Below are 18,224 nucleotides of genomic sequence, written 5' to 3' on the forward strand. Positions count from 1 at the left end.
CATGGGCTCGACTCTCGCGGGCTGGTTGCAGGTCCTCGCCCTGGTGGGCGCACTGGCCCTGTGCTACCGGCCCCTGGGCGACTACATCGCCCGCATCCTCACCACCTCCAGGCACCTGAGAGCGGAGAAGGCGCTCTACAAGGTGATCGGCGTGGACGCGGACGCCGACCAGCGCTGGTCGGTGTACCTGCGTTCGGTGCTGGCGTTCTCGGCGGTCTCCGTCCTCTTCCTCTACGGTCTGATCCGTCTCCAGCAGTGGCTGCCGCTGGGCCTGGGCGTGGAGCAGATGCCGGGCCACCAGGCCTGGAACACCGCGATCTCCTTCGTGGCGAACACCAACTGGCAGTCCTACAGCGGCGAGGCCGCGATGGGGCACCTGGCCCAGATGGCGGGCCTGGCGGTGCAGAACTTCGTGTCCGCGGCCGTCGGCATCGCCGTCGTCGCGACGCTGATCCGCGGTTTCACGCGCAACCGGACCGACCGGGTCGGCAACTTCTGGGTCGACCTGACGCGGGTCAGTGTGCGGCTGCTGCTGCCGGTGGCGGTCGTGTTCGCGCTGGTCCTGGTGGCGAGCGGCGTGGTGCAGAACTTCCACGGCTTCCACGAGGTCACCACCCTGGTGGGCGAGCCGCAGGCGGTCCCGGGCGGGCCGGTGGCCTCGCAGGAGGTCATCAAGCTGCTGGGCACCAACGGCGGCGGCTTCTACAACGCCAACTCGGCGCACCCGTTCGAGAACCCGAGCGGCTTCTCGAACCTGGTCGAGGTCTTCCTGATCCTGCTGATCCCGTTCGCGCTGCCGCGCGCCTTCGGCCGGATGGTCGGCGACCACCGCCAGGGCTACGCGATCGTCTCGGTGATGGCGCTGTTCTGGATCGCCTCGACGGCGCTGGTCACCTTCTTCGAGTCGCAGCACGCGGGCAGTGCCCTGCAGGCGGCCGGCGGGGCGATGGAGGGCAAGGAGCAGCGGTTCGGTATCGCGGCGTCCAGCATGTTCGCGGCGTCGACGACGCTGACGTCGACGGGGGCGGTGAACTCGTTCCACGACTCGTACACGCCGTTCGGCGGGGGTCTGACGATGTTCGACATGATGCTGGGCGAGATCGCGCCCGGCGGTGTGGGCTCGGGCCTGTACGGGATGCTGGTGCTGGCGGTGGTCGCGGTGTTCGTGGCCGGTCTGATGGTCGGGCGCACTCCGGAGTACCTGGGCAAGAAGCTGGGCGGGCGGGAGATGAAGTTCGCCTCCCTGTACATCCTGACGACGCCGACGATCGTGCTGGTCGGTACGGGTGTGGCGATGTCGCTGCCGGGTGAGCGGGCCGGGATGCTGAACTCCGGTGCCCACGGCTTCTCCGAGGTGCTGTACGCGTTCACCTCGGGCGCGAACAACAACGGTTCGGCGTTCGGCGGTATCACCGTGAACACGGACTGGTACGACACGGCGATCGGTCTGGCGATGGTGTTCGGCCGGTTCGTGCCGATGGTCTTCGTCCTGGCGCTGGCGGGCGCGCTCGCGCGGCAGCAGCCGGTCCCCGCCACCCCGGGCACCCTGCCCACCCACAAGCCGCTGTTCGTGGGCCTGCTGTCGGGCGTCGTCCTGATCGTCGTCGGCCTCACCTACTTCCCGGCCCTGGCTCTCGGGCCGATCGCGGAAGGTCTCTCCTGATGTCCAGCCCCACGTCCACTCCCGCACCGGTCGGCAAGACCGGGGATGCGACCTCTCATAGGGTTTCCGGCGGTCTGCTGGATCCGAAGCTGATCGCTGCCTCGTTGCCGGATGCGGTGAGGAAGCTCGACCCCCGGGTGATGGTCAAGAACCCGGTGATGTTCGTGGTCGAGGTCGGCTCGGTCGTCACCACCGTCTCCGCGATAGCCGACCCGTCGGTGTTCGCCTGGTCGATCACGGTGTGGCTGTGGCTGACCGTGGTGTTCGCCAATCTGGCCGAGGCCGTCGCCGAGGGCCGGGGCAAGGCGCAGGCGGACACCCTGCGCCGTAGCAGGACGGACACCACGGCCCGCCGCCTGACGGATTGGCCGGCGTCGCGGGCCGAGCAGGAGGTGCCCGGGACCGCGCTGCGGCTCGGCGACCACGTGGTGGTCGAGGCCGGGCAGATCATCCCGGGCGACGGTGACGTCGTCGAGGGTGTCGCCTCCGTCGACGAGTCGGCGATCACGGGCGAGTCCGCGCCGGTGATCCGCGAGTCGGGCGGTGACCGCTCCGCGGTGACCGGCGGCACCAAGGTGCTGTCCGACCGGATCGTCGTGAAGATCTCCTCCGAGCCGGGCAAGACCTTCATCGACCGGATGATCGCCCTGGTCGAGGGCGCCGCCCGGCAGAAGACGCCCAACGAGATCGCGCTCAACATCCTGCTGGCCTCGCTGACCATCGTGTTCCTGGTGGCGGTGGTCACCCTGCAGCCGATGGCGACGTACGCGGGCGCCCCGCAGTCGATGATCGTGCTGGTCGCGCTGATCGTGGCGCTGATCCCGACCACCATCGGCGCGCTGCTCTCGGCGATCGGCATCGCGGGCATGGACCGGCTGGTCCAGCGCAACGTGCTGGCGATGTCGGGGCGCGCCGTCGAGGCCGCCGGCGACGTCAACACCCTGCTGCTCGACAAGACCGGCACCATCACCCTCGGCAACCGCCAGGCCGCCGAGTTCCAGCCGGCCGAGGGCGTGACGGTCGACGAGCTCGCGGACGCCGCGCAGTTGTCGTCCCTGGCGGACGAGACGCCGGAGGGCCGCTCGATCGTGGTCCTGGCGAAGACGGCGTACGGCCTGCGGGCCCGCGCCCAGGGCGAGTTGGCCCACGCCACCTGGGTGCCGTTCACCGCGCAGACCCGGATGTCCGGCGTCGACCTCGACGAGCCGGACGGGGTCCACCAGGTCCGCAAGGGCGCGGCGGGATCGGTCAGCAGCTGGGTCACCGAGAACGGTGGCACGGTCGGCCGGGACGTCGCGGAGCTGGTCGACGGCATCTCGGCCGCGGGCGGCACCCCGCTGGTCGTCGCGTTCCGCATCGGCACCGCAGCCCCGAAGGCGCTCGGCGTGATCCACCTCAAGGACGTGGTGAAGGAGGGCATGCGGGAGCGGTTCGACGAACTGCGCCGGATGGGCATCCGCACCGTCATGATCACCGGCGACAACCCGCTGACCGCCCGGGCCATCGCGCAGGAGGCGGGCGTGGACGACTTCCTCGCCGAGGCCACCCCCGAGGACAAGATGGCCCTGATCAAGAAGGAACAGGCCGGCGGCAAGCTGGTCGCGATGACCGGCGACGGCACCAACGACGCCCCCGCCCTCGCCCAGGCCGACGTCGGCGTCGCCATGAACACCGGCACCATGGCGGCCAAGGAGGCCGGCAACATGGTCGACCTGGACTCCAACCCCACCAAGCTGATCGAGATCGTCGAGATCGGCAAGCAACTCCTCATCACCCGCGGCGCCCTGACCACCTTCTCCATCGCCAACGACGTCGCGAAGTACTTCGCGATCATCCCGGCCATGTTCGCGGCCGTCTACCCGGGCCTGGACAAGCTCAATGTCATGCACCTGCACAGCCCGCAGTCCGCGATCACCTCGGCCATCGTCTTCAACGCCCTGGTCATCATCGGCCTCATCCCCCTCGCCCTGCGCGGCGTGAAATACCGCCCCACCGACGCCGGCTCCCTGCTGCGCCGCAACATCGGCCTCTACGGCTTCGGCGGCCTGGTCGTCCCGTTCATCGGCATCAAACTGATCGACCTGGTCGTCCAGTTCATCCCCGGCCTCAACTAGCAAGAGAGGAGAACGCATCATGTCCAAGCCCCTGCCCACCGCCGTACGCACCCACCTCACCGCGCTGCGCGCCCTGCTGGTCCTGACGGTGCTCCTCGGCATCGCCTACCCGCTGCTGGTCACCGGCGTCGCCCAGGCCGTCTTCACCGACAAGGCCAACGGCTCGATCGTCGAGGCCGACGGCAAGGAGGCCGGCTCCAGCCTGCTCGGCCAGAACTTCAACCTGCCCAAGCAGAACCCGGACGACCCGGACGAGGCCCCCCGCCCCGACCCGCGGTGGTTCCAGCCGCGGCCCGGCGCCTACGACCCGAAGGCCTCCGGCGCTTCCAACCTGGGCCCCAACAGCGAGGACCTCACCACGGCGGTCGAGGAACGCCGCCAGGCCGTCGCCGCGTTCGACGGCGTCGACCCGGCGAGCGTCCCGCCGGACGCGGTCACCGCCTCCGGCTCCGGCCTCGACCCGCACATCTCCACCGCCTACGCCGAGCAGCAGGTCCAACGGGTCGCCAAGGCCCGCGACCTGCCCGCCGACACCGTCCGCAAGCTGGTCGACACCCACACCGACGGCCGCCCCCTCGGCTTCCTCGGACAGCCGGGCGTCAACATCGTCCTGCTCAACAAGGCTCTCAGTGAGCACAAATGACATCGCATCAGCTCCATAGGTGACCGGACCGGCCCGGGCGTGGGAGATGCCTCTCCCGCGCCCGGGCCGGTCGCCCGTGTACGTGTACCTCCGATCGGCTCCTCGGACGAAAAGAGCAGCGCCCATGGCCCGCGACCTCACCCCCGGCGGCGGCACCACCATGCTGCTCACCCTGTCCGCCGCGAAGCCGCCGTCCGACCGTCCGGGGCGGGTCGCAAAGGCCGCCGGCCGGCCGGAGAGGAGCACCGGCCGATGAGTCACATCCTGATCGTGGACGACGAGCCGGCCCTGCTGCGCACCCTGCGGATCAACCTCCAGGCGAGGCACTACGCGGTCCTCACCGCGGCCACCGGCCAGGAGGCGCTGGACTCGGTGGGCCGGACCCCGCCCGGGGCGATCCTGCTCGACCTCGGCCTGCCCGACCTGGACGGGGTCGACGTCATCAAGGGCGTCCGCTCCACGCTGAGTACGCCGATCGTGGTGCTCTCCGGACGGGCCGACACCGAGGAGAAGATCCGGGCACTGGACGCCGGCGCGGACGACTACGTCACCAAACCGTTCAACCTGGACGAACTGATGGCCCGGTTACGGGCGGTTCTGCGTCGGCCGGCCGCCGCGGCCCGTGAGCCGCTCGTGCGTCTCGGCGCGTTCGAGGTCGACCTCGAGGCCACCCTCGTCACCGGACCCGACGGCCCGGTCCGGCTGACCCCCATCGAGTGGAGGATCCTCGCCCTGCTGCTGGCCAACCCCGGCCGGCTGGTCCACGGACAGCGGATCCTGACCGAGGTCTGGGGACCCGATTCCGTGGAGCGCCGCAACTACCTGCGGGTCTACCTCGCCACGTTGCGCCGCAAGCTCGAAGCGGACCCGGCCCGGCCGCGCCATCTGATCACCGAGCCGGGGATCGGCTACCGCTACCAGCCGTAGCGGCCTGCCCGCTCGCCGCCAAGAGAGCGTCAAGACCGGTGCCCGGCGCGTCAAGGAAGCATCAGAGCCGCCGGGGCACCGCCCTTCCCCGCCGTAGCGTCTGTCGTGCAGGAACGGTTCGCCTCTCGGTCGTGGGGGCCAAAGGGACGGACCGCGCCGAATCCGGGCCCCGGAGGGTTCCTCCGGGGCCACGTTCGGCGGCCAGTGAAAACAGGGGAGGGGAGCGCGCGGCGTGCCAACGGGTGCGTCGGGGGGCGTGTCCGCCTCGACGGCCGGTCCGGCACCCGGCCCGCGCGCTCCCCGAAATCGGTGCGGACTGGAGTTGGCCGTCGCCTTGCCGGTGGTCACGTGCACGGGGCGCACGGGGGAGCAAGGGCGCACAACGTCCTCCACACCCGGGGTCCTGCTCAGTTCTCGGCGAAGATGGAGTCCTCGGGCTGAGCGGTCATCCGCACGGCGGCGCCGTCGATGATCTGGACCAGGGGTGCGAGGGTCAGCTGCCTGGTCCTCGTCGACAGGACCTCGACGTTGTCCTCCTTGCCCGCGAGGTACGCGGGGAAGCCGGTCAGGGACTGCTCGACCAGGTTGAAGTGGTCGACCAGCCGCCGGAACAGCTTCGGGAGGATGACCACCTCGGTGAGGGAGGGCATCCCGGTGATCGGCGCTCCGCCCGGGGTCGTGGTGGCGTCGAGCGGCCACAGTCCCAGGCCGGCCTCGCGGGCCTGGCGGGTGACGGTGGCCAGCTCGTCCCGGAGGTCGTGGGGCAGCTTGCTGTAGAAGCTGGGGTAGACCAGGCCGGTCGTGAGCAGGTGGTGGTTGGCGGTGGTCCGCAGCAGCGGGACGTCGACCTGGAGGTCGGTGCCGTCGGCGCCGGGCGGGGTGCCGGTGCCGAGCAGGGCGACGCAGCGTTTGAACGGGTCCCCGCCCTGGGTGAGGAGCCACCCGGGGGACAGCGGCGGGTTGGCGGAGACGACCTTCTGCCCGATGCGCTGGACGTGGCTGAACCCGAGGAAGGTCAGGAGTTCCTGCGCGGCCCTGTCGCCGAACTCGGCGGGCTGGCGGATCCGCGGCCCGGTCCGGTCGTAGTGGGTCTCCAGGGCGTCGATGCCGTCGAGTCTGACCCTGGCGGCGCCGTTCTTGACCTCGACCGGCGGGGCGTCCTTGAGCCTGTCGAAGGCCAGCGGGTCGGTGGGGACGAAGTGGATGGTGTCGCCGTCCGGTTCGGTACCGATGATCCGGTACTCGCCGAGGACCAGCAGCATGGTCATGGCAGCCCCTTGGTGTGGGAGGGCGGCGCCATGGGTCCGATCGGCGTCCGCCGGTTCGTACCCGGTGGGAGTTCACCGTGAGTCGTCACTTCGCCGGGAGAGGGGAAGGCGCCGTCACTGTATGTTCGCGTTCGACCGGATTCAATCACTGGCGCGTCAGCGTGCCGCCCGCGTGTCGACGCCGGTTCGGGTGGACTGTGCGGCGGGCGAGGGGGCGGCGCCTGCCCGCGTGCGGGTGCCACGCTTCCGCGGTGCGGCTTCACGTACCCGCGGCGGATGCCGTTCGATCCGGGGTGCGGAGGAGGGCGGAGCCGAGGAGCAGCCAGGCGGCGGCGAGGAGCCAGCCGCCGAGGACGTCCAGCGGCCAGTGCACGCCGAGGTAGACACGGGTGGCGCCGATCACGGCCGCGAAGGCCAGGGCGAGCGTCGCGGCGGCGCGGCGCGCCCGGGGGTGGGTGCGGGCGACGGCGAGGGCGAGCAGTCCGGCGCAGACGGCGGAGGTGAAGGCGTGGCCGGAGGGGAAGGCGAAGCCGTGGGGGGTGAACGCCCAGTCGGGGGCGGGTGGGCGGGGCCGGCCGAAGCCGTGCATCAGGCCTTGGCGCAGCAGTTGGCCCGCGGCCAGCCACAGCAGGGGGGCGAGCAGCAGTCCGGCCGCGGCGGATCGGGAGCGGTGCGGACGGCCGGCCCGGACGAGGAGGGCGCCGGCGGCGAGGGCCAGGAGGTAGGGGAAGACGTCGGTGCCGAGCGAGGTGACGGCCTTGGCGGTGGTGACGGCGGCGGACGGCCGGTGGGCGACGGCCCAGTCGACGGCCGCCCGCTCGAAGCCCAGGGGCGCCCAGTCGTTGGCGCGGAGCACCAGGGCGATGGCGCCGAACGCCGCGACGCAGACGGCGATCCGGATCGCCGTCGGGCGCGCGGTCGTGGAGTCGGTCATCTGCGCGGCCTCCCTCGTGGGCCCGCTCATCGGGCCTTGGCCTGACGCCGGGAGCGCAGCACCTCCAGGACCAGCGGCAGCAGCGAGACCACCACCACGACGGCGACGATCGGCAGCAGGTAGCGGTCGACGCTCGGGATCGAGGAGCCGAGCGCGTACCCGGCGAGCACCAGGCCGACCGTCCACACCAGGCCTCCGGCGATCTGCCAGAGGGTGAAGGTGCGGGCGTTGACGCCGAGCGCGCCGGCCAGCGGGTTGAGGACGGTGCGTACGACGGGGACGAAGCGGGCGAGGACGACGGCCTTGCCGTGGCCGTAGCGGTCGAGGATCTCCTCGGCCCGCAGCGCGCCTTCGTGGAGGCGCTTGTTGCGGGAGCGGGCGAGCAGGGCGCGTCCGCCGCGGCGTCCGATCAGGTAGCCGGTCTGCGCACCTGCGAGGGCGCCGACGGCCGCGGCGGCGAGGACCTGCCCGAGGTTCAGGTGCGGGCCGCTGTGGGCGCCGGTGGTGCACAGCAGGCCGGCGGTGAACAGCAGCGAGTCGCCGGGGAGGAAGAAGCCGACGAGCAGGCCGGTCTCCGCGAACATGATCACGGCGATGCCCAGTGCGCCGAACGCGGCCAGCAGTGAGCCCGCGTCCAGCGGGTTGACGGCCAGGAGGGCCGAGGAGGTGAGCATCGGTCGGTGCCTTTCCGGGGTGGGGCTGCGGGTCGGTGGTGCCCCACCCTCGTTCGCGGGGCGGTCTTCCGTGCGGTGGGCGGTTCCTTCGCCGCGCCGCGGCGATGTTCAGCATGCCCGAACAGCGCTGAAAGGTTCCTGAAGACCTGAAGAGGTCTTCAGGAACCCGACCGGGGCGGGCCGTCAGACGGTTGTCCGGTCGAGGCGTCGAGCCTCGACGGTGAGCCGTACGACGGCCGCCGCGATCACGGCGGCGAGGACCAGGCTGACCGGTCCGGTGCCGAGGTCGAGGCCGCCGCGCTGCCGGCTCACGCCGGCCCAGTCGGCGAAGCAGGCGCCGAGCGGCCGGGTGAGGACGTAGGCCCACCAGAACGCCAGGACCGGCGGCAGGCCCAGCACCCGGTGGCCGAGCGCCGGTACCGCGATCAGGGCGGCGAACAGCAGGCCGGACGGCAGGTAGCCCCAGCCGAGGGTGGCGGCGGTGAGGTCGCCCAGCGCGGTGCCGAGAGCGAAGGTCGCCAGGACCGCCGCCCAGTAGAAGACCTCGCGGCGCCCGCCGCGGACGGTGTCCACGGCGAGGGTTCCCTCCAGCCGGCGCCACAGCCCGAAGACCGCGGCGAGCGCGAGGGCGAACACGGCGGCGGAGGCCGCGTACGGGACGCCGAGCGCGACGTGCGCGACATCGGCGGCCATGGTGCCGAACACGCTGACCATGACCACCGCCGCCCAGTACACGGCGGGCCGGTAGCGGTCGGCCCTGGCCTGGGCGTACAGCGCCGCCGCGAGCAGCACGGCCGCGCCGGCGACGGCCGGCACCGGGCCGAGCGTGCGGGCGAGGTAGTCGGAGGTGGTCTCGCCCATGCCGGTGGTGAGGATCTTGACCGCCCAGAAGCCCGCGGTCACCGCGGGCACCTTGCTCCACCGCCCGCCGGTCGGACGACCGTGCAGCCGGGGCGCCCCGGCCGTCGTCGTGGCACTCACAGCGGCGCACTCCTTTCACGGCGCGGCCTCACCGCGCCGTCGCGTGACGGGGCGTCAGCCGCCGAGGACGGTGTTGGAGGTGATCGCGGAGGTGGCGCCGTCGACGGTGACCGCGTGCCGGACGCCGTCCGGAGCGAGCACCACCGCCTGCCAGGCCCGGCCGCCGCCGGTGACGGACACCGGGTGCAGCGACTCGACCTTGCCGCCGGGTACGGCGGAGGAGGCCTTGACCACCGCGTCCGCGGCGTCCGACGACGGGAGCGGCGCCGGCGCCCGGGCCGGTCCCGCGCCGTCGTCGCTCCGCTCGTCGCTCTCCGCGCCGTGGCGCCCGTCCGCGCGGTCCGCCCGGGTGTGGCCGTGGCCTCGGCCGCCGGAGTGGGCCGGGCCGTCGCCCTCCTCGAAGCCGTGATGCACGGCGACCGCGCCCGCGCCGCCGGCCACCAGTACCGCCGCCGCGACCGCGCCGGCCCACCGCGCCCTCCGCCCGGGCAGCCACCGCCGCACCGCGCGCTCCGGCGCCGGCTTCTCCTGTGCCGGCTCCTCCTGCGCTTCCCGGAACTCCTGCCCGCCCGCGGACCCGTCCACCAAGCTCACCCCGGCTCTCCCACGCCTCCGGGCGCCTTGCCCGGACGGTGGGCCCAGCATGACGAGAGCGCGCTGAAGGGTTGCTGAAGACCTGAAGAGGCCTTCAGCTACCGGGCCCGGCGACCTGCGACCCTGGGGGTATGCGCGTACTGGTGGTGGAGGACGAACAGCGGCTGGCGTTGGCGATCAAGCTCGGGCTGGAGGTCGAGGGCTTCACCGTCGACATCGTCCACGACGGCGTGTCCGGCCTGGCCCGCGCCATCGATCACTCCTACGACGTGATCATCCTCGACATCATGCTGCCCGGCCTGAACGGCTACCGGGTCTGCTCGCGGCTGCGGGCCGCCGGCAGCGACGCGGGCATCCTGATGCTCACCGCCAAGGACGGCGAATGGGACGAGGCCGAGGCCCTGGACACCGGCGCGGACGACTACCTCTCCAAGCCGTTCTCCTTCGTCGTCCTGGTCGCCCGCCTCAAGGCCCTCGCCCGCCGGATCGGCTCCCGCGCCCCGCGGCGCACCGTCCTCGGCGACCTGGTGGTCGACTCCGCGGCCCGCACCTGCACCCGCGCCGGTGCGCCGATCGCGCTCACACCCCGCGAGTTCGCGCTCCTCGACCACCTCGCGCGCCGGGCCGGCGAAGCCGTCTCCAAACGCGACCTGCTCGAAGAGGTCTGGGACAGCGGCCCCGACAGCGACCCCAACACCGTCGAGGTCCACATCAGCTCCCTCCGGCGCAAGATCGACGCGCCGTTCGGGCGTAGCGCCGTCCAGACCGTACGCGGCTCCGGCTACCGGCTGGCGGCCGACGGTGGCTGACCGGCACGCCGGGCCGATCGGGTCCGCCCGCCGCCGCGCGGCCGCATCGCTGGGGCGCCTCGCCGCCAGGCCCCGCATCGCGGCACTGATCACCCGTATCGCCCCCGGGTCGGTCCGCACCCGCACCACGCTCGCGGCGTGCGTCAGCGTGGCGGTGGTCCTGCTCGTCGCCTCGGCCGCCGTGCTGCTGCTCCTGCGCGTCGACCTGGAGCGCAGCGTCGAGGCCGGGGCCCGCGAGCAGGCCCAGGTGGTGGGGCGCCTCGCCGCCGACGGCCGCCTGCCGAACCCGATCCCCCTCGACCACGGCAGTGACTTCATCCAGGTCACCGACGCCACCGGCGCCGTCGTGGCGGCCAGCCAGAACCTGTCCGGCCGGCCCGCGCTCGCCCCCGCCGGTACCGCCGACGGACACGACACCTTCGACCTCGCCGCGCTCGGTGACGAACACCACCAGCGCGTCACCACCCTCACCGCCGACACCCCGCGCGGAGCGGTCACCATCCGGGTCGGCGCCTCCCTGCACACCGCCGACACCGCCGAGGACCTCACCACCGCGGCGCTCGCCGCCCTCAGCGGCCTGCTGGTGGCCACCGTCGGCGTCGTCACCTGGCGGGCCACCGGCCGCGCCCTGCGCCCCGTCGAGGCGATCCGCTCCGAGGTCGCCGCCATCGGCGACCGCGACCTCGACCGCCGGGTCCCCGAACCCGGCAGCGACGACGAGATCGCCAGCCTCGCCCACACCATGAACGCCATGCTCGACCGGCTGGAGGCCGCCGGGGTCCGGCAGCGGCGCTTCATCGCCGACGCCTCCCACGAGCTGCGCAGCCCGCTCGCCGTCCTGCGCACCCAACTGGAGGTCGCGCACACCCATCCCGACCCCGCCGTCCGCGCCGACATGGTCGCCGGCGCCCTCCAGGACACCGACCGGCTCCAGTCCCTCGCCACCGACCTCCTGCTGCTGGCCCGCCTCGACTCCACCGGCCACGACCGCCCGCAGGAGGAGGTCGACCTCGCCGAACTGGTCCGGACCACCGTCGAAGCCCGCTCCAGGCAGCGGCCCGCCGTCACCCTGGACCTCGGCGGCCACGCCGCGACCTCTGGCCACCCGATGTGGCTCGGGCGGCTGCTCACCAACCTCCTGGACAACGCCCAGCGCCACGCCCGCACCGCCGTCGCCGTACGCCTCGCCTTCGACCCCGCCGCCGGGCAGGCGGTCATCGACGTCACCAACGACGGGCCCGCCATCGCCCCCGCCGACCGCGAGAAGGTCTTCGAGCGCTTCACCCGCCTCGACGACGCCCGCAGCCGCAACGACGGCGGCACCGGCCTCGGCCTGCCCATCGCCCGCGACATCGCCACCGTCCACGGCGGCACCCTCACCGTCGCGGACACCGCCGACGGCTGCACCTTCCGGGTCCGCCTGCCCGCCCGTCGAAGCCCCGGCTCCGACGCCGGAGGGCCGGGGCCCGGCAGCAGGGCCTCCTGACCTCGAACCGGCCGCCGCCCCCACCGGTGACGCGCCCGACGTCATCGCCGCCTACGAGACCGCGCTGGTCCGCCCCGGCTGCGCCGGCGCCGCCGTGGTGGAGGCCTTGGCGGCGAGGGCGACGGTGTAGCGGCGCAGCAGCAGGACCGCCGTGGTGGCGAGGCCGATGAGCAGGCCGAGCCAGAGGCCCCGGGTCTCACCGCCGAGGGGGTAGGCGAGGAGCCAGGCGGCGGGCAGGCCCACGAGCCAGTAGCCGATCAGGGTGATGCGAAAGCCGCTCCTGGTGTCGTCGAGGCCGCGCAGCAGGCCGACGCCGATGTTCTGGGCGCAGTCGAAGAACTGGAGGACGGCGACGACGACCAGGAGCCCGCTCGCGATCCGCAGTCCCTGCTGGTCGGCGGCCGTGTCGGGGTCGAAGAAGGGCCGCAGGACCAGCTCGGGCACGGCGAGGTAGGCGAGGCCGACGAGGGCGCTGACGGCGGCGCCGCAGGCGAGGGCGGTGTTCTTGATCCGGCGGGCCGCGGCGTACTCGCCCAGGGCGAGCTCCCGGCTGACGTTGATGGAGGCCGCGTGGGAGAGGCCGACGGCGACCTGGAAGACGATGTAGATCAGCTGGTTGACGGCGGTGTGGGCGGCGAGCGCGGCGGCGCCGAAGCTGCCGGCGAGCAGGGCGGTGACGGAGAAGAAGCCGGCCTCGGAGCCGTAGGTGGCGGCGATCGGGGTGCCGAGGCCGAGCAGGCGGCGCACCGTGGGGGCGTCGGCGCGCCAGAAGTCCAGGCTCAGCAGCGGTGCGAGCTCGGGGTCGCGGCGGGCGGAGGCGTACAGGGCGAGGAAGGAGAGCAGGTGGACGCTGCTGGTGGCGACGCCGATGCCGGTGAGGCCGAGCTCGGGCAGACCCCAACTGCCGTGGATGAATATCCAGTTGAGTCCGGCGTTGACGGCGACGGAGGCGATGGTGATCTGCAGCAGGGCCTGGGGGCGGCGCATGCCGACGGTGAACTGGCGGATCGCCTGGAACCACAGGCAGGGCACCAGCCCGGGGGCGAGGGCGGCGAGCATGCCCTGGGCGCGGTGGGCGACTTCCGCGTCCTGGCCGAGCCAGGTGGCGGCCTGACCGATGAGCACCATCAGGACGGCGCCCGCGAGGCCGGCCAGGGTGGCGACGGCCATCGCCGCCCGGACCAGGCCGCGCACCTCCCGACCGTCGTCGTCGGCCGCGTCCTCGTCCCGTTCGGCGCGCGCGGCGGCGGCCGCGACCTGGTTTCCGACGGAGGTGACGAGGCCGACGCCCATGGTGCGCAGCTGGTTGAAGACGACCAGGGCGAGGCCGCCGGCCGCCAGGGCCTCGGTGCCGAGCACGCCCATCATGATGGTGTCGGTGGTGGTGAGGGCGACCTGGGCGAGCTGGGTGAGGGCGAGCGGGACGGCGAGGGCCGCGAGTGCGCGGCTGTCGCGGGCGAGGGTGGTTGGCTGCTGCATCGTGGGTGTCACGTTTCTCGGAAGTCTCGGAAGTCAGGGCCTGCGGAGTTTGGTGAGCGTCTCGTCGACGTCGGCCTCCACGGCCTCGTCGAGCAGTGCGCGGGCGTTCATCCAGTCGTCGTTGAAGACGGTGTCCAGGTACTTCTCGCCACCGTCGTTGATGAAGGCGACCATAACGGCATCCGGTGCCAGGGCCGGCAGGCGGTCCAGGGCCTCGTGGACGACGCCTCCCGCGGAGCCGCCGATGAGCAGGCCGGTGCGGCGGGCGACGACGCGGGCGGTGGCGAAGGCCTCGATGTCGCCGACCTTCACTCCCTCGTCGATGAGGTCGTAGTCCACCAGCAGGCCGATGGTGGCGCCCTCGGGGGTGCCGGTGCCGGACTGGTAGTAGTCGTGGGCGGGCGGCCCGAAGGCGATCGAGCCCTTCGGCTCGACGCCCACGACGGCGACGCCGGGCACGGAGCGCTTGAGCTCGCGGGCGGTGCCGCACAGGCCGCCGCCGGTGCCGACGGCGCCGATCAGCACGTCGACCCGGTTGTCGAGGGCCTGGGCGATCTCGCGGCCGACGGCGTGGTAGCCGACCGCGTTGCTGGGGTTGTTGTGCTGCTCGGTGAAGACGGTGTTGTCCTTGCCGCGGGCCATCTCCTCGGCGAGCTCCTCGCGGGCCGCGGTGTGGAGCTCCCCGCCGTCGGCGTCGGCGTCGGCGTCGACGTGGACGAGTTCGGTGCCCATGGCCTTCATGGCGCGCAGCTTGTCGGCGGCGGCGTGGTTGTCGACGACGGCGGTGAAGCGGTAGCCGCGTTCGGCGGCGACGACGGCCAGGCCCAGGCCGGTGTTGCCGGAGGTGGACTCGATGATGTGGCCGCCTTCGCGCAGGTCGCCGCGTTCCTCGGCGTCGAGGACCATCTGGCGGGCCATGCGGATCTTGGCGCTGCCGGTGGGGTTGAACATCTCCAGCTTCAGGAGCAGCCGGGCGCCGTTGTCGGCGCGGGCGAGTTCGAACAGCGGGGTGCAGCCGATGAGGTCGGACATCCGGCCGACCACCGGGGGGCGGTTCAGGGCGTCGGTCATTGCGGGGCTCCGTGGGGACGTCGGGGCGGGGTCGGCGGTCTCGGGGCGGGGTCAGCGGTCGAGGCGCCAGCGCGGGCGGTCGCCGTGGTGGTCGATGACGACCTTCGGCGGCAGCGGGAGCTCGTGGAAGGGGGACTCGTTGGAGTCCATCTGGTAGCCCGCGGTGTTCGGGTAGACGAGCAGGTCGCCCACCCGGGGCCGGGCGGGGAAGGCGATCTTGCGCCAGGTGAGCAGGTCGGAGTCCAGGCAGCTGGCCCCGCCCACGCACGCCCGGTACGGCTGCCCCGCGCGCCCGGTGCGCTCGCCGAGCAGGACGGGGTCGGGCAGGTACTCGCTGTTGAACCACTGCTCGGACAGGCTGAGGCTGGTGCCGTCGACGGTGACGATGCCGTAGCCGGCGCGGTCCTTGACGCCCTGGACGGGGAACACCGACGAGCCGGCGCGGTCCAGCAGGGCGCGGCCGGGCTCCAGCAGGAGCGTCACGCCGGCCTGCCGCAGCCGCTCGGCGAGGCTCGGGCCGGTACCGCCGGGGCGGGCGGCGAGGATCGCGCGCAGGGCCTCCGCGCCGGCGACGGGGGAGTGGTACGGGTAGAAGTCGCCGGCGGCGAAGGCCTTCCCGCCGTGGTAGTGCCCGGGGCCCTGTGCGGTGAGGAAGGTGTCCCAGGCGTCGGCGGCGACGTAGTCGACGGGGAAGCCGCCGCCGATGCTGATCCGGTCCGCCGAAAGGCCCGACGACCGGGCCTCGAGGCAGAGTTCGACGAGCTCTCCGGCGAGGTCGGCGCGCGGCTGGACGGCGTAGCCGGAGAGGTGGAAGGCGAAGCCCTCCATCCGTACGGCGTCCCCGGCGGCGGCGCAGCGCCGCAGGGCCTCGTGCAGGTGCGCGTCGTCCAGGCCGAACCGGCTGCGCGGCTGGGCCGGCGGGTAGCGGCGCAACAGGACGCGGGCGGGACGGCCGGCGTCGAGGTCGAGTAGGCGCTGCAGTTCGTCGAGGGCGTCGACGGCGATCAGCGCGCCCTGCCGGGCGGCCACGCGCAGCAGTTGCTCGTGCTTGGCGGGGCCGGTGACGACGAGGTCCTCGCCGCGCACGCCGTGGCCGAGGGCGTCGCGCAGTTCGCCGAGGGAGGCGACGTCGACTCCGGCGCCGGCGGCGGCGCAGCGCTCCACGAACGCGGAGGCCTTGTTGGCCTTCTTCGCGTAGTAGACCCGGCCTTCCACCTCGGCGTCGGCCAGGGCGGCGCGGAACGCGGCGAGGTTGCCGTCGAAGCGTTCGGGCAGCAGGTAGTGGAAGGGGCCGCCGAGGCCGTGGGCGAGCTCGTGGAGCAGCCCGCTGTCGTGGATCCGGTCGGCGAGCGGGTCGGGGTGGGCGGGCAGGGTCAGCGCCACAGGGCCACCTCGGTGCCGAGGCCCTGGGCGGCGGCGAGTTGGGCGAAGCGGTGGCCCAGCGCGATGTCGGTGACGACGAGTCCGCTGTTGTAGGCGAAGATCCGCTGCTCGGGGGCGGTGCGGGCGCTGGAGGCGCCGGAGATGACGACGGGCAGCTCCAGGTCGACGGCCGGGAGGTTGCCGTCGGCGTCGGCCATGTCGGTGCCGGTGACGCGCATCTGGGCCTCGCTGGTGGCGATCACCCGGTCCGCCCGGTGGAGGGTGGAGGGCGCGAGGCCGTGGCCGACCAGGATCGAGACCGCACCGGGCTTGAGCCAGTCGGCCTCGACGGCGGCGGGGGTGTGTCCGCCGGCGGTCGCGACGATGACGTCGGCGTCGCGGGCGGCGGCCTCGAGGTCGGTGACCAGGTCGATCCCGCGCTCGGGGAAGTGCCGGGCGAGTTCGGCGCGGACGGCGGCGATGCCGTCGGGGTGGGTGCCGGACAGCAGGAGGCGTTCCAGCTTCGGCAGGGCGGTGAGCAGGAACGGCAGCGCGAGGCGCCCCTGGGTGCCGGTGCCGATCACCAGCGCGGTCGCGGCGCCCGGGGCGGCGCACTCGCGGGCCAGCAGGGCGGAGACCGCCGGGGTGCGCAGGGAGCCGATGCGGGAGCAGTCCATCATGGCGACGGGCAGGCCGGTGACGTCGTCGTAGATGGTCAGCGTCGTGTAGTAGTGCTGGTTCTCGCGGCTCTCCCGCAGGCCGTGCTTGTACGAGGTCTTGACGGCGACGACGTTGCGCACACCGTCGCGGCCGAGCATGGCGTAGGAGACGGAGTGGCCGTCGGCGGGCTTGACGGTGAGTTTGCGCGGGTTGTCGGACTGGCCGGCGGCCAGGGTGCGGTAGGCCTGTTCGACGGTGTCGAGGACGTCGGCGAGGGAGATGTCCAGACCGGCGAGGTCGCTGGTGGACAGTACGCGCAGGGTGGTGTCGTCCCGGTCCATGGGGTGTGCCCTTTCGAGTGGTGGGGCGGCGTCGGTTCCGAGGTGTCAGTCGACCCAGGCGGTGAGGGCGGCCTGTCCGTAGCCGTGTTCGTCGTGCTCGGCGAGCGGGCGGGTGGGACGGCCCTCGACCCGGGCGGAGGCGCGCTTGAGCCAGCGGTCGGTGCCGTCGTAGCGGGCCCGGAACGGGACGCGGCCGTGGACGACGAGGTCGTTGTCGACGACCAGGACGTCGCCGGGCTCCAGGGCGACCGCGACGCAGACGCGGGCCAGCTCCTCGCCGAGGCGTCGGTACGCCTCGCGCCAGTCCTGGTCGGCGCCGTCCAGCGGGGTGTAGGCGGGGTCGTAGCGCATGGTCAGGCCCTCGGGCGTCTCGAAGAGGGTCGGCACCGGTGCGGGCCGCCCGGCGAACTTCCGGGCCTGCTCGTAGGCGTCGTCGGGCAGGATCGGTGCGACCGGCCGCTTCAGCTGGTCCACGTCGGCGGCGGACAGGTCGGCCAGCCGCACGCCGGCCGCGGTGGTGGCGACGGCGTCGTGGTTGCGCATGCAGCACAGCAGCAGCAGGTGCGCGCGGCCGGGGTGGAAGGCGTCCTCGGTGTGCGGGGTGAGCAGGACGGAGCTGGAGGCCCCGGTCTGCTCGCTCTCGTGGCCGGGCGAGGGCACGATGTTGTGCACGAACCGCCCGTCCTGCTGGCCGTCCCAGGCGATCGGGGTGCCCATCGCCGTGGAGACGAGCAGCAGCACCACGTCCCAGAGCGCGCCGGCGTCACCGACGGTCGACCAGTGGTCCGGTGTGGGGCCGAGGTCGGTGTCGTCGACCTCCAGTCCGCGCAGCACGAACAGGCCGTCGGCGGTGTCGACCGGGCGCAGTTGGTGACGCAGCGGTTCGGCGAGCCGGGCGCAGGCCGTCGGCAGGTCGGTCAGCAGGGCGGGGCTGGTGGCGGAGCCGTGGAAGGCCAGCAGCTCGGCGGCGGTGGTGGTGAGTTCCGCGACGGCGTCGGCGTCGAGATGGCGTACCGGGGCAGGGCAGGTGGGCACGGTCGACTCTCCGGGGGCGGGAGGGGAAGGGTGCGGGCACGCGGCATCACCGTGCCGCTGCGGGACGGCGACGGGAGCTGCGCGTGGGGCATCGGTCCGGGGCGGCTCGAACGGCCGGACGACAGGAAACGTAACAACGACTCCCAGGTAAGGCAAGCCTTACCCGGCTGGATGTCTACATTT

Annotated in this window: 17 protein-coding genes; 7 read left to right on the forward strand and 10 right to left on the reverse strand. The window is 73.1% G+C overall.

Annotated elements, in window-relative coordinates:
* Position 1 precedes the first annotated feature (1 nt).
* From kdpA to ACFCLZ_RS36490, 5 genes are all read left to right on the forward strand, one after another.
* Entirely contained in the window at positions 2-1,663 is a 1,662-nt protein-coding gene (gene kdpA, locus ACFCLZ_RS36470; protein WP_380282198.1) for a potassium-transporting ATPase subunit KdpA, read from the forward strand.
* Positions 1,663-3,777, forward strand: a complete 2,115-nt coding sequence (kdpB, locus tag ACFCLZ_RS36475) for a potassium-transporting ATPase subunit KdpB (RefSeq protein WP_380282199.1) — start codon at positions 1,663-1,665, stop codon at positions 3,775-3,777. The genes kdpA and kdpB overlap by 1 nt, the downstream gene beginning before the upstream one ends.
* Positions 3,778-3,796: 19 nt before the next feature.
* On the forward strand, positions 3,797-4,420 hold the full coding sequence (gene kdpC, locus ACFCLZ_RS36480; RefSeq protein ID WP_380282200.1) for a potassium-transporting ATPase subunit KdpC: 624 nt from the start codon (positions 3,797-3,799) through the stop codon (positions 4,418-4,420).
* Positions 4,421-4,544: 124 nt separating this feature from the next.
* On the forward strand, positions 4,545-4,676 hold the full coding sequence (locus tag ACFCLZ_RS36485; protein ID WP_380282201.1) for a hypothetical protein: 132 nt from the start codon (positions 4,545-4,547) through the stop codon (positions 4,674-4,676).
* Positions 4,673-5,347, forward strand: coding sequence for a response regulator (locus ACFCLZ_RS36490; protein WP_380282202.1), 675 nt, complete (start codon positions 4,673-4,675; stop codon positions 5,345-5,347). Before ACFCLZ_RS36485 ends, ACFCLZ_RS36490 begins: the two co-directional genes overlap by 4 nt.
* Positions 5,348-5,754: 407 nt before the next feature.
* Here the strand turns inward: ACFCLZ_RS36490 and ACFCLZ_RS36495 are convergent, their stop codons facing one another.
* From ACFCLZ_RS36495 to ACFCLZ_RS36515, 5 genes are all read right to left on the reverse strand, one after another.
* Positions 5,755-6,615, reverse strand: coding sequence for a thermonuclease family protein (locus ACFCLZ_RS36495; RefSeq protein ID WP_380282203.1), 861 nt, complete (start codon positions 6,613-6,615; stop codon positions 5,755-5,757).
* Positions 6,616-6,874: 259 nt separating this feature from the next.
* On the reverse strand, positions 6,875-7,549 hold the full coding sequence (locus tag ACFCLZ_RS36500) for a phosphatase PAP2 family protein (RefSeq protein ID WP_380282204.1): 675 nt from the start codon (positions 7,547-7,549) through the stop codon (positions 6,875-6,877).
* A 26-nt stretch (positions 7,550-7,575) separates the two neighbouring features.
* Positions 7,576-8,223, reverse strand: a complete 648-nt coding sequence (locus ACFCLZ_RS36505) for a DedA family protein (protein ID WP_380282205.1) — start codon at positions 8,221-8,223, stop codon at positions 7,576-7,578.
* A gap of 183 nt (positions 8,224-8,406) precedes the next feature.
* Positions 8,407-9,204, reverse strand: a complete 798-nt coding sequence (locus ACFCLZ_RS36510; protein WP_380282206.1) for a hypothetical protein — start codon at positions 9,202-9,204, stop codon at positions 8,407-8,409.
* A 54-nt stretch (positions 9,205-9,258) separates the two neighbouring features.
* The gene (locus tag ACFCLZ_RS36515) at positions 9,259-9,789 is read right to left on the reverse strand and encodes a hypothetical protein (RefSeq protein ID WP_380282207.1); all 531 of its coding nucleotides are present in this window, start codon (positions 9,787-9,789) and stop codon (positions 9,259-9,261) included.
* 140 nt (positions 9,790-9,929) lie between these two features.
* Here ACFCLZ_RS36515 and ACFCLZ_RS36520 point away from each other — a divergent pair, with 140 nt between their 5' ends.
* Complete coding sequence (locus ACFCLZ_RS36520) at positions 9,930-10,607, forward strand: response regulator transcription factor (RefSeq protein ID WP_380282208.1); 678 nt, start codon at positions 9,930-9,932, stop codon at positions 10,605-10,607.
* Entirely contained in the window at positions 10,600-12,093 is a 1,494-nt protein-coding gene (locus ACFCLZ_RS36525; RefSeq protein WP_380282209.1) for an ATP-binding protein, read from the forward strand. The genes ACFCLZ_RS36520 and ACFCLZ_RS36525 overlap by 8 nt, the downstream gene beginning before the upstream one ends.
* 51 nt (positions 12,094-12,144) lie before the next feature.
* On the opposite strand, the gene ACFCLZ_RS36530 is transcribed toward ACFCLZ_RS36525, so the two are convergent.
* Genes ACFCLZ_RS36530 through ACFCLZ_RS36550 form a run of 5 tightly spaced genes read right to left on the reverse strand, consistent with a single transcriptional unit; the run spans position 12,145 to position 18,041 of the window.
* Complete coding sequence (locus tag ACFCLZ_RS36530) at positions 12,145-13,572, reverse strand: MATE family efflux transporter (RefSeq protein ID WP_380282210.1); 1,428 nt, start codon at positions 13,570-13,572, stop codon at positions 12,145-12,147.
* 33 nt (positions 13,573-13,605) lie between these two features.
* Entirely contained in the window at positions 13,606-14,643 is a 1,038-nt protein-coding gene (locus ACFCLZ_RS36535; RefSeq protein ID WP_380282211.1) for a cysteine synthase family protein, read from the reverse strand.
* A gap of 51 nt (positions 14,644-14,694) precedes the next feature.
* Positions 14,695-16,026 (reverse strand): Y4yA family PLP-dependent enzyme, encoded by a 1,332-nt coding sequence (locus tag ACFCLZ_RS36540; RefSeq protein ID WP_380282212.1) that lies wholly within the window; start codon positions 16,024-16,026, stop codon positions 14,695-14,697.
* Entirely contained in the window at positions 16,017-17,006 is a 990-nt protein-coding gene (locus ACFCLZ_RS36545) for an ornithine cyclodeaminase family protein (RefSeq protein WP_380282213.1), read from the reverse strand. Before ACFCLZ_RS36545 ends, ACFCLZ_RS36540 begins: the two co-directional genes overlap by 10 nt.
* 45 nt (positions 17,007-17,051) lie before the next feature.
* Positions 17,052-18,041 carry a TauD/TfdA family dioxygenase gene (locus tag ACFCLZ_RS36550; protein WP_380282214.1) on the reverse strand — a complete coding sequence of 330 codons (990 nt, stop codon included), beginning with the start codon at positions 18,039-18,041 and terminating at the stop codon, positions 17,052-17,054.
* Positions 18,042-18,224 lie beyond the last annotated feature (183 nt).

The organism is Kitasatospora purpeofusca (assembly GCF_042691725.1).
GTDB lineage: Bacteria > Actinomycetota > Actinomycetes > Streptomycetales > Streptomycetaceae > Kitasatospora > Kitasatospora purpeofusca_B.

Excerpts from the sequence above, each read along its gene's own strand:
- kdpC (WP_380282200.1), top strand. The coding sequence starts at position 3,797 with ATGTCCAAGCCCCTGCCCACCGCCGTACGCACCCACCTCACCGCGCTG.
- ACFCLZ_RS36535 (WP_380282211.1), bottom strand. The coding sequence starts at position 14,643 with ATGACCGACGCCCTGAACCGCCCCCCGGTGGTCGGCCGGATGTCCGAC.
- ACFCLZ_RS36485 (WP_380282201.1), top strand. The coding sequence starts at position 4,545 with ATGGCCCGCGACCTCACCCCCGGCGGCGGCACCACCATGCTGCTCACC.
- ACFCLZ_RS36520 (WP_380282208.1), top strand. The coding sequence starts at position 9,930 with ATGCGCGTACTGGTGGTGGAGGACGAACAGCGGCTGGCGTTGGCGATC.
- ACFCLZ_RS36490 (WP_380282202.1), top strand. The coding sequence starts at position 4,673 with ATGAGTCACATCCTGATCGTGGACGACGAGCCGGCCCTGCTGCGCACC.
- ACFCLZ_RS36505 (WP_380282205.1), bottom strand. The coding sequence starts at position 8,223 with ATGCTCACCTCCTCGGCCCTCCTGGCCGTCAACCCGCTGGACGCGGGC.
- ACFCLZ_RS36530 (WP_380282210.1), bottom strand. The coding sequence starts at position 13,572 with ATGCAGCAGCCAACCACCCTCGCCCGCGACAGCCGCGCACTCGCGGCC.
- ACFCLZ_RS36495 (WP_380282203.1), bottom strand. The coding sequence starts at position 6,615 with ATGACCATGCTGCTGGTCCTCGGCGAGTACCGGATCATCGGTACCGAA.
- kdpA (WP_380282198.1), top strand. The coding sequence starts at position 2 with ATGGGCTCGACTCTCGCGGGCTGGTTGCAGGTCCTCGCCCTGGTGGGC.
- kdpB (WP_380282199.1), top strand. The coding sequence starts at position 1,663 with ATGTCCAGCCCCACGTCCACTCCCGCACCGGTCGGCAAGACCGGGGAT.
- ACFCLZ_RS36500 (WP_380282204.1), bottom strand. The coding sequence starts at position 7,549 with ATGACCGACTCCACGACCGCGCGCCCGACGGCGATCCGGATCGCCGTC.
- ACFCLZ_RS36545 (WP_380282213.1), bottom strand. The coding sequence starts at position 17,006 with ATGGACCGGGACGACACCACCCTGCGCGTACTGTCCACCAGCGACCTC.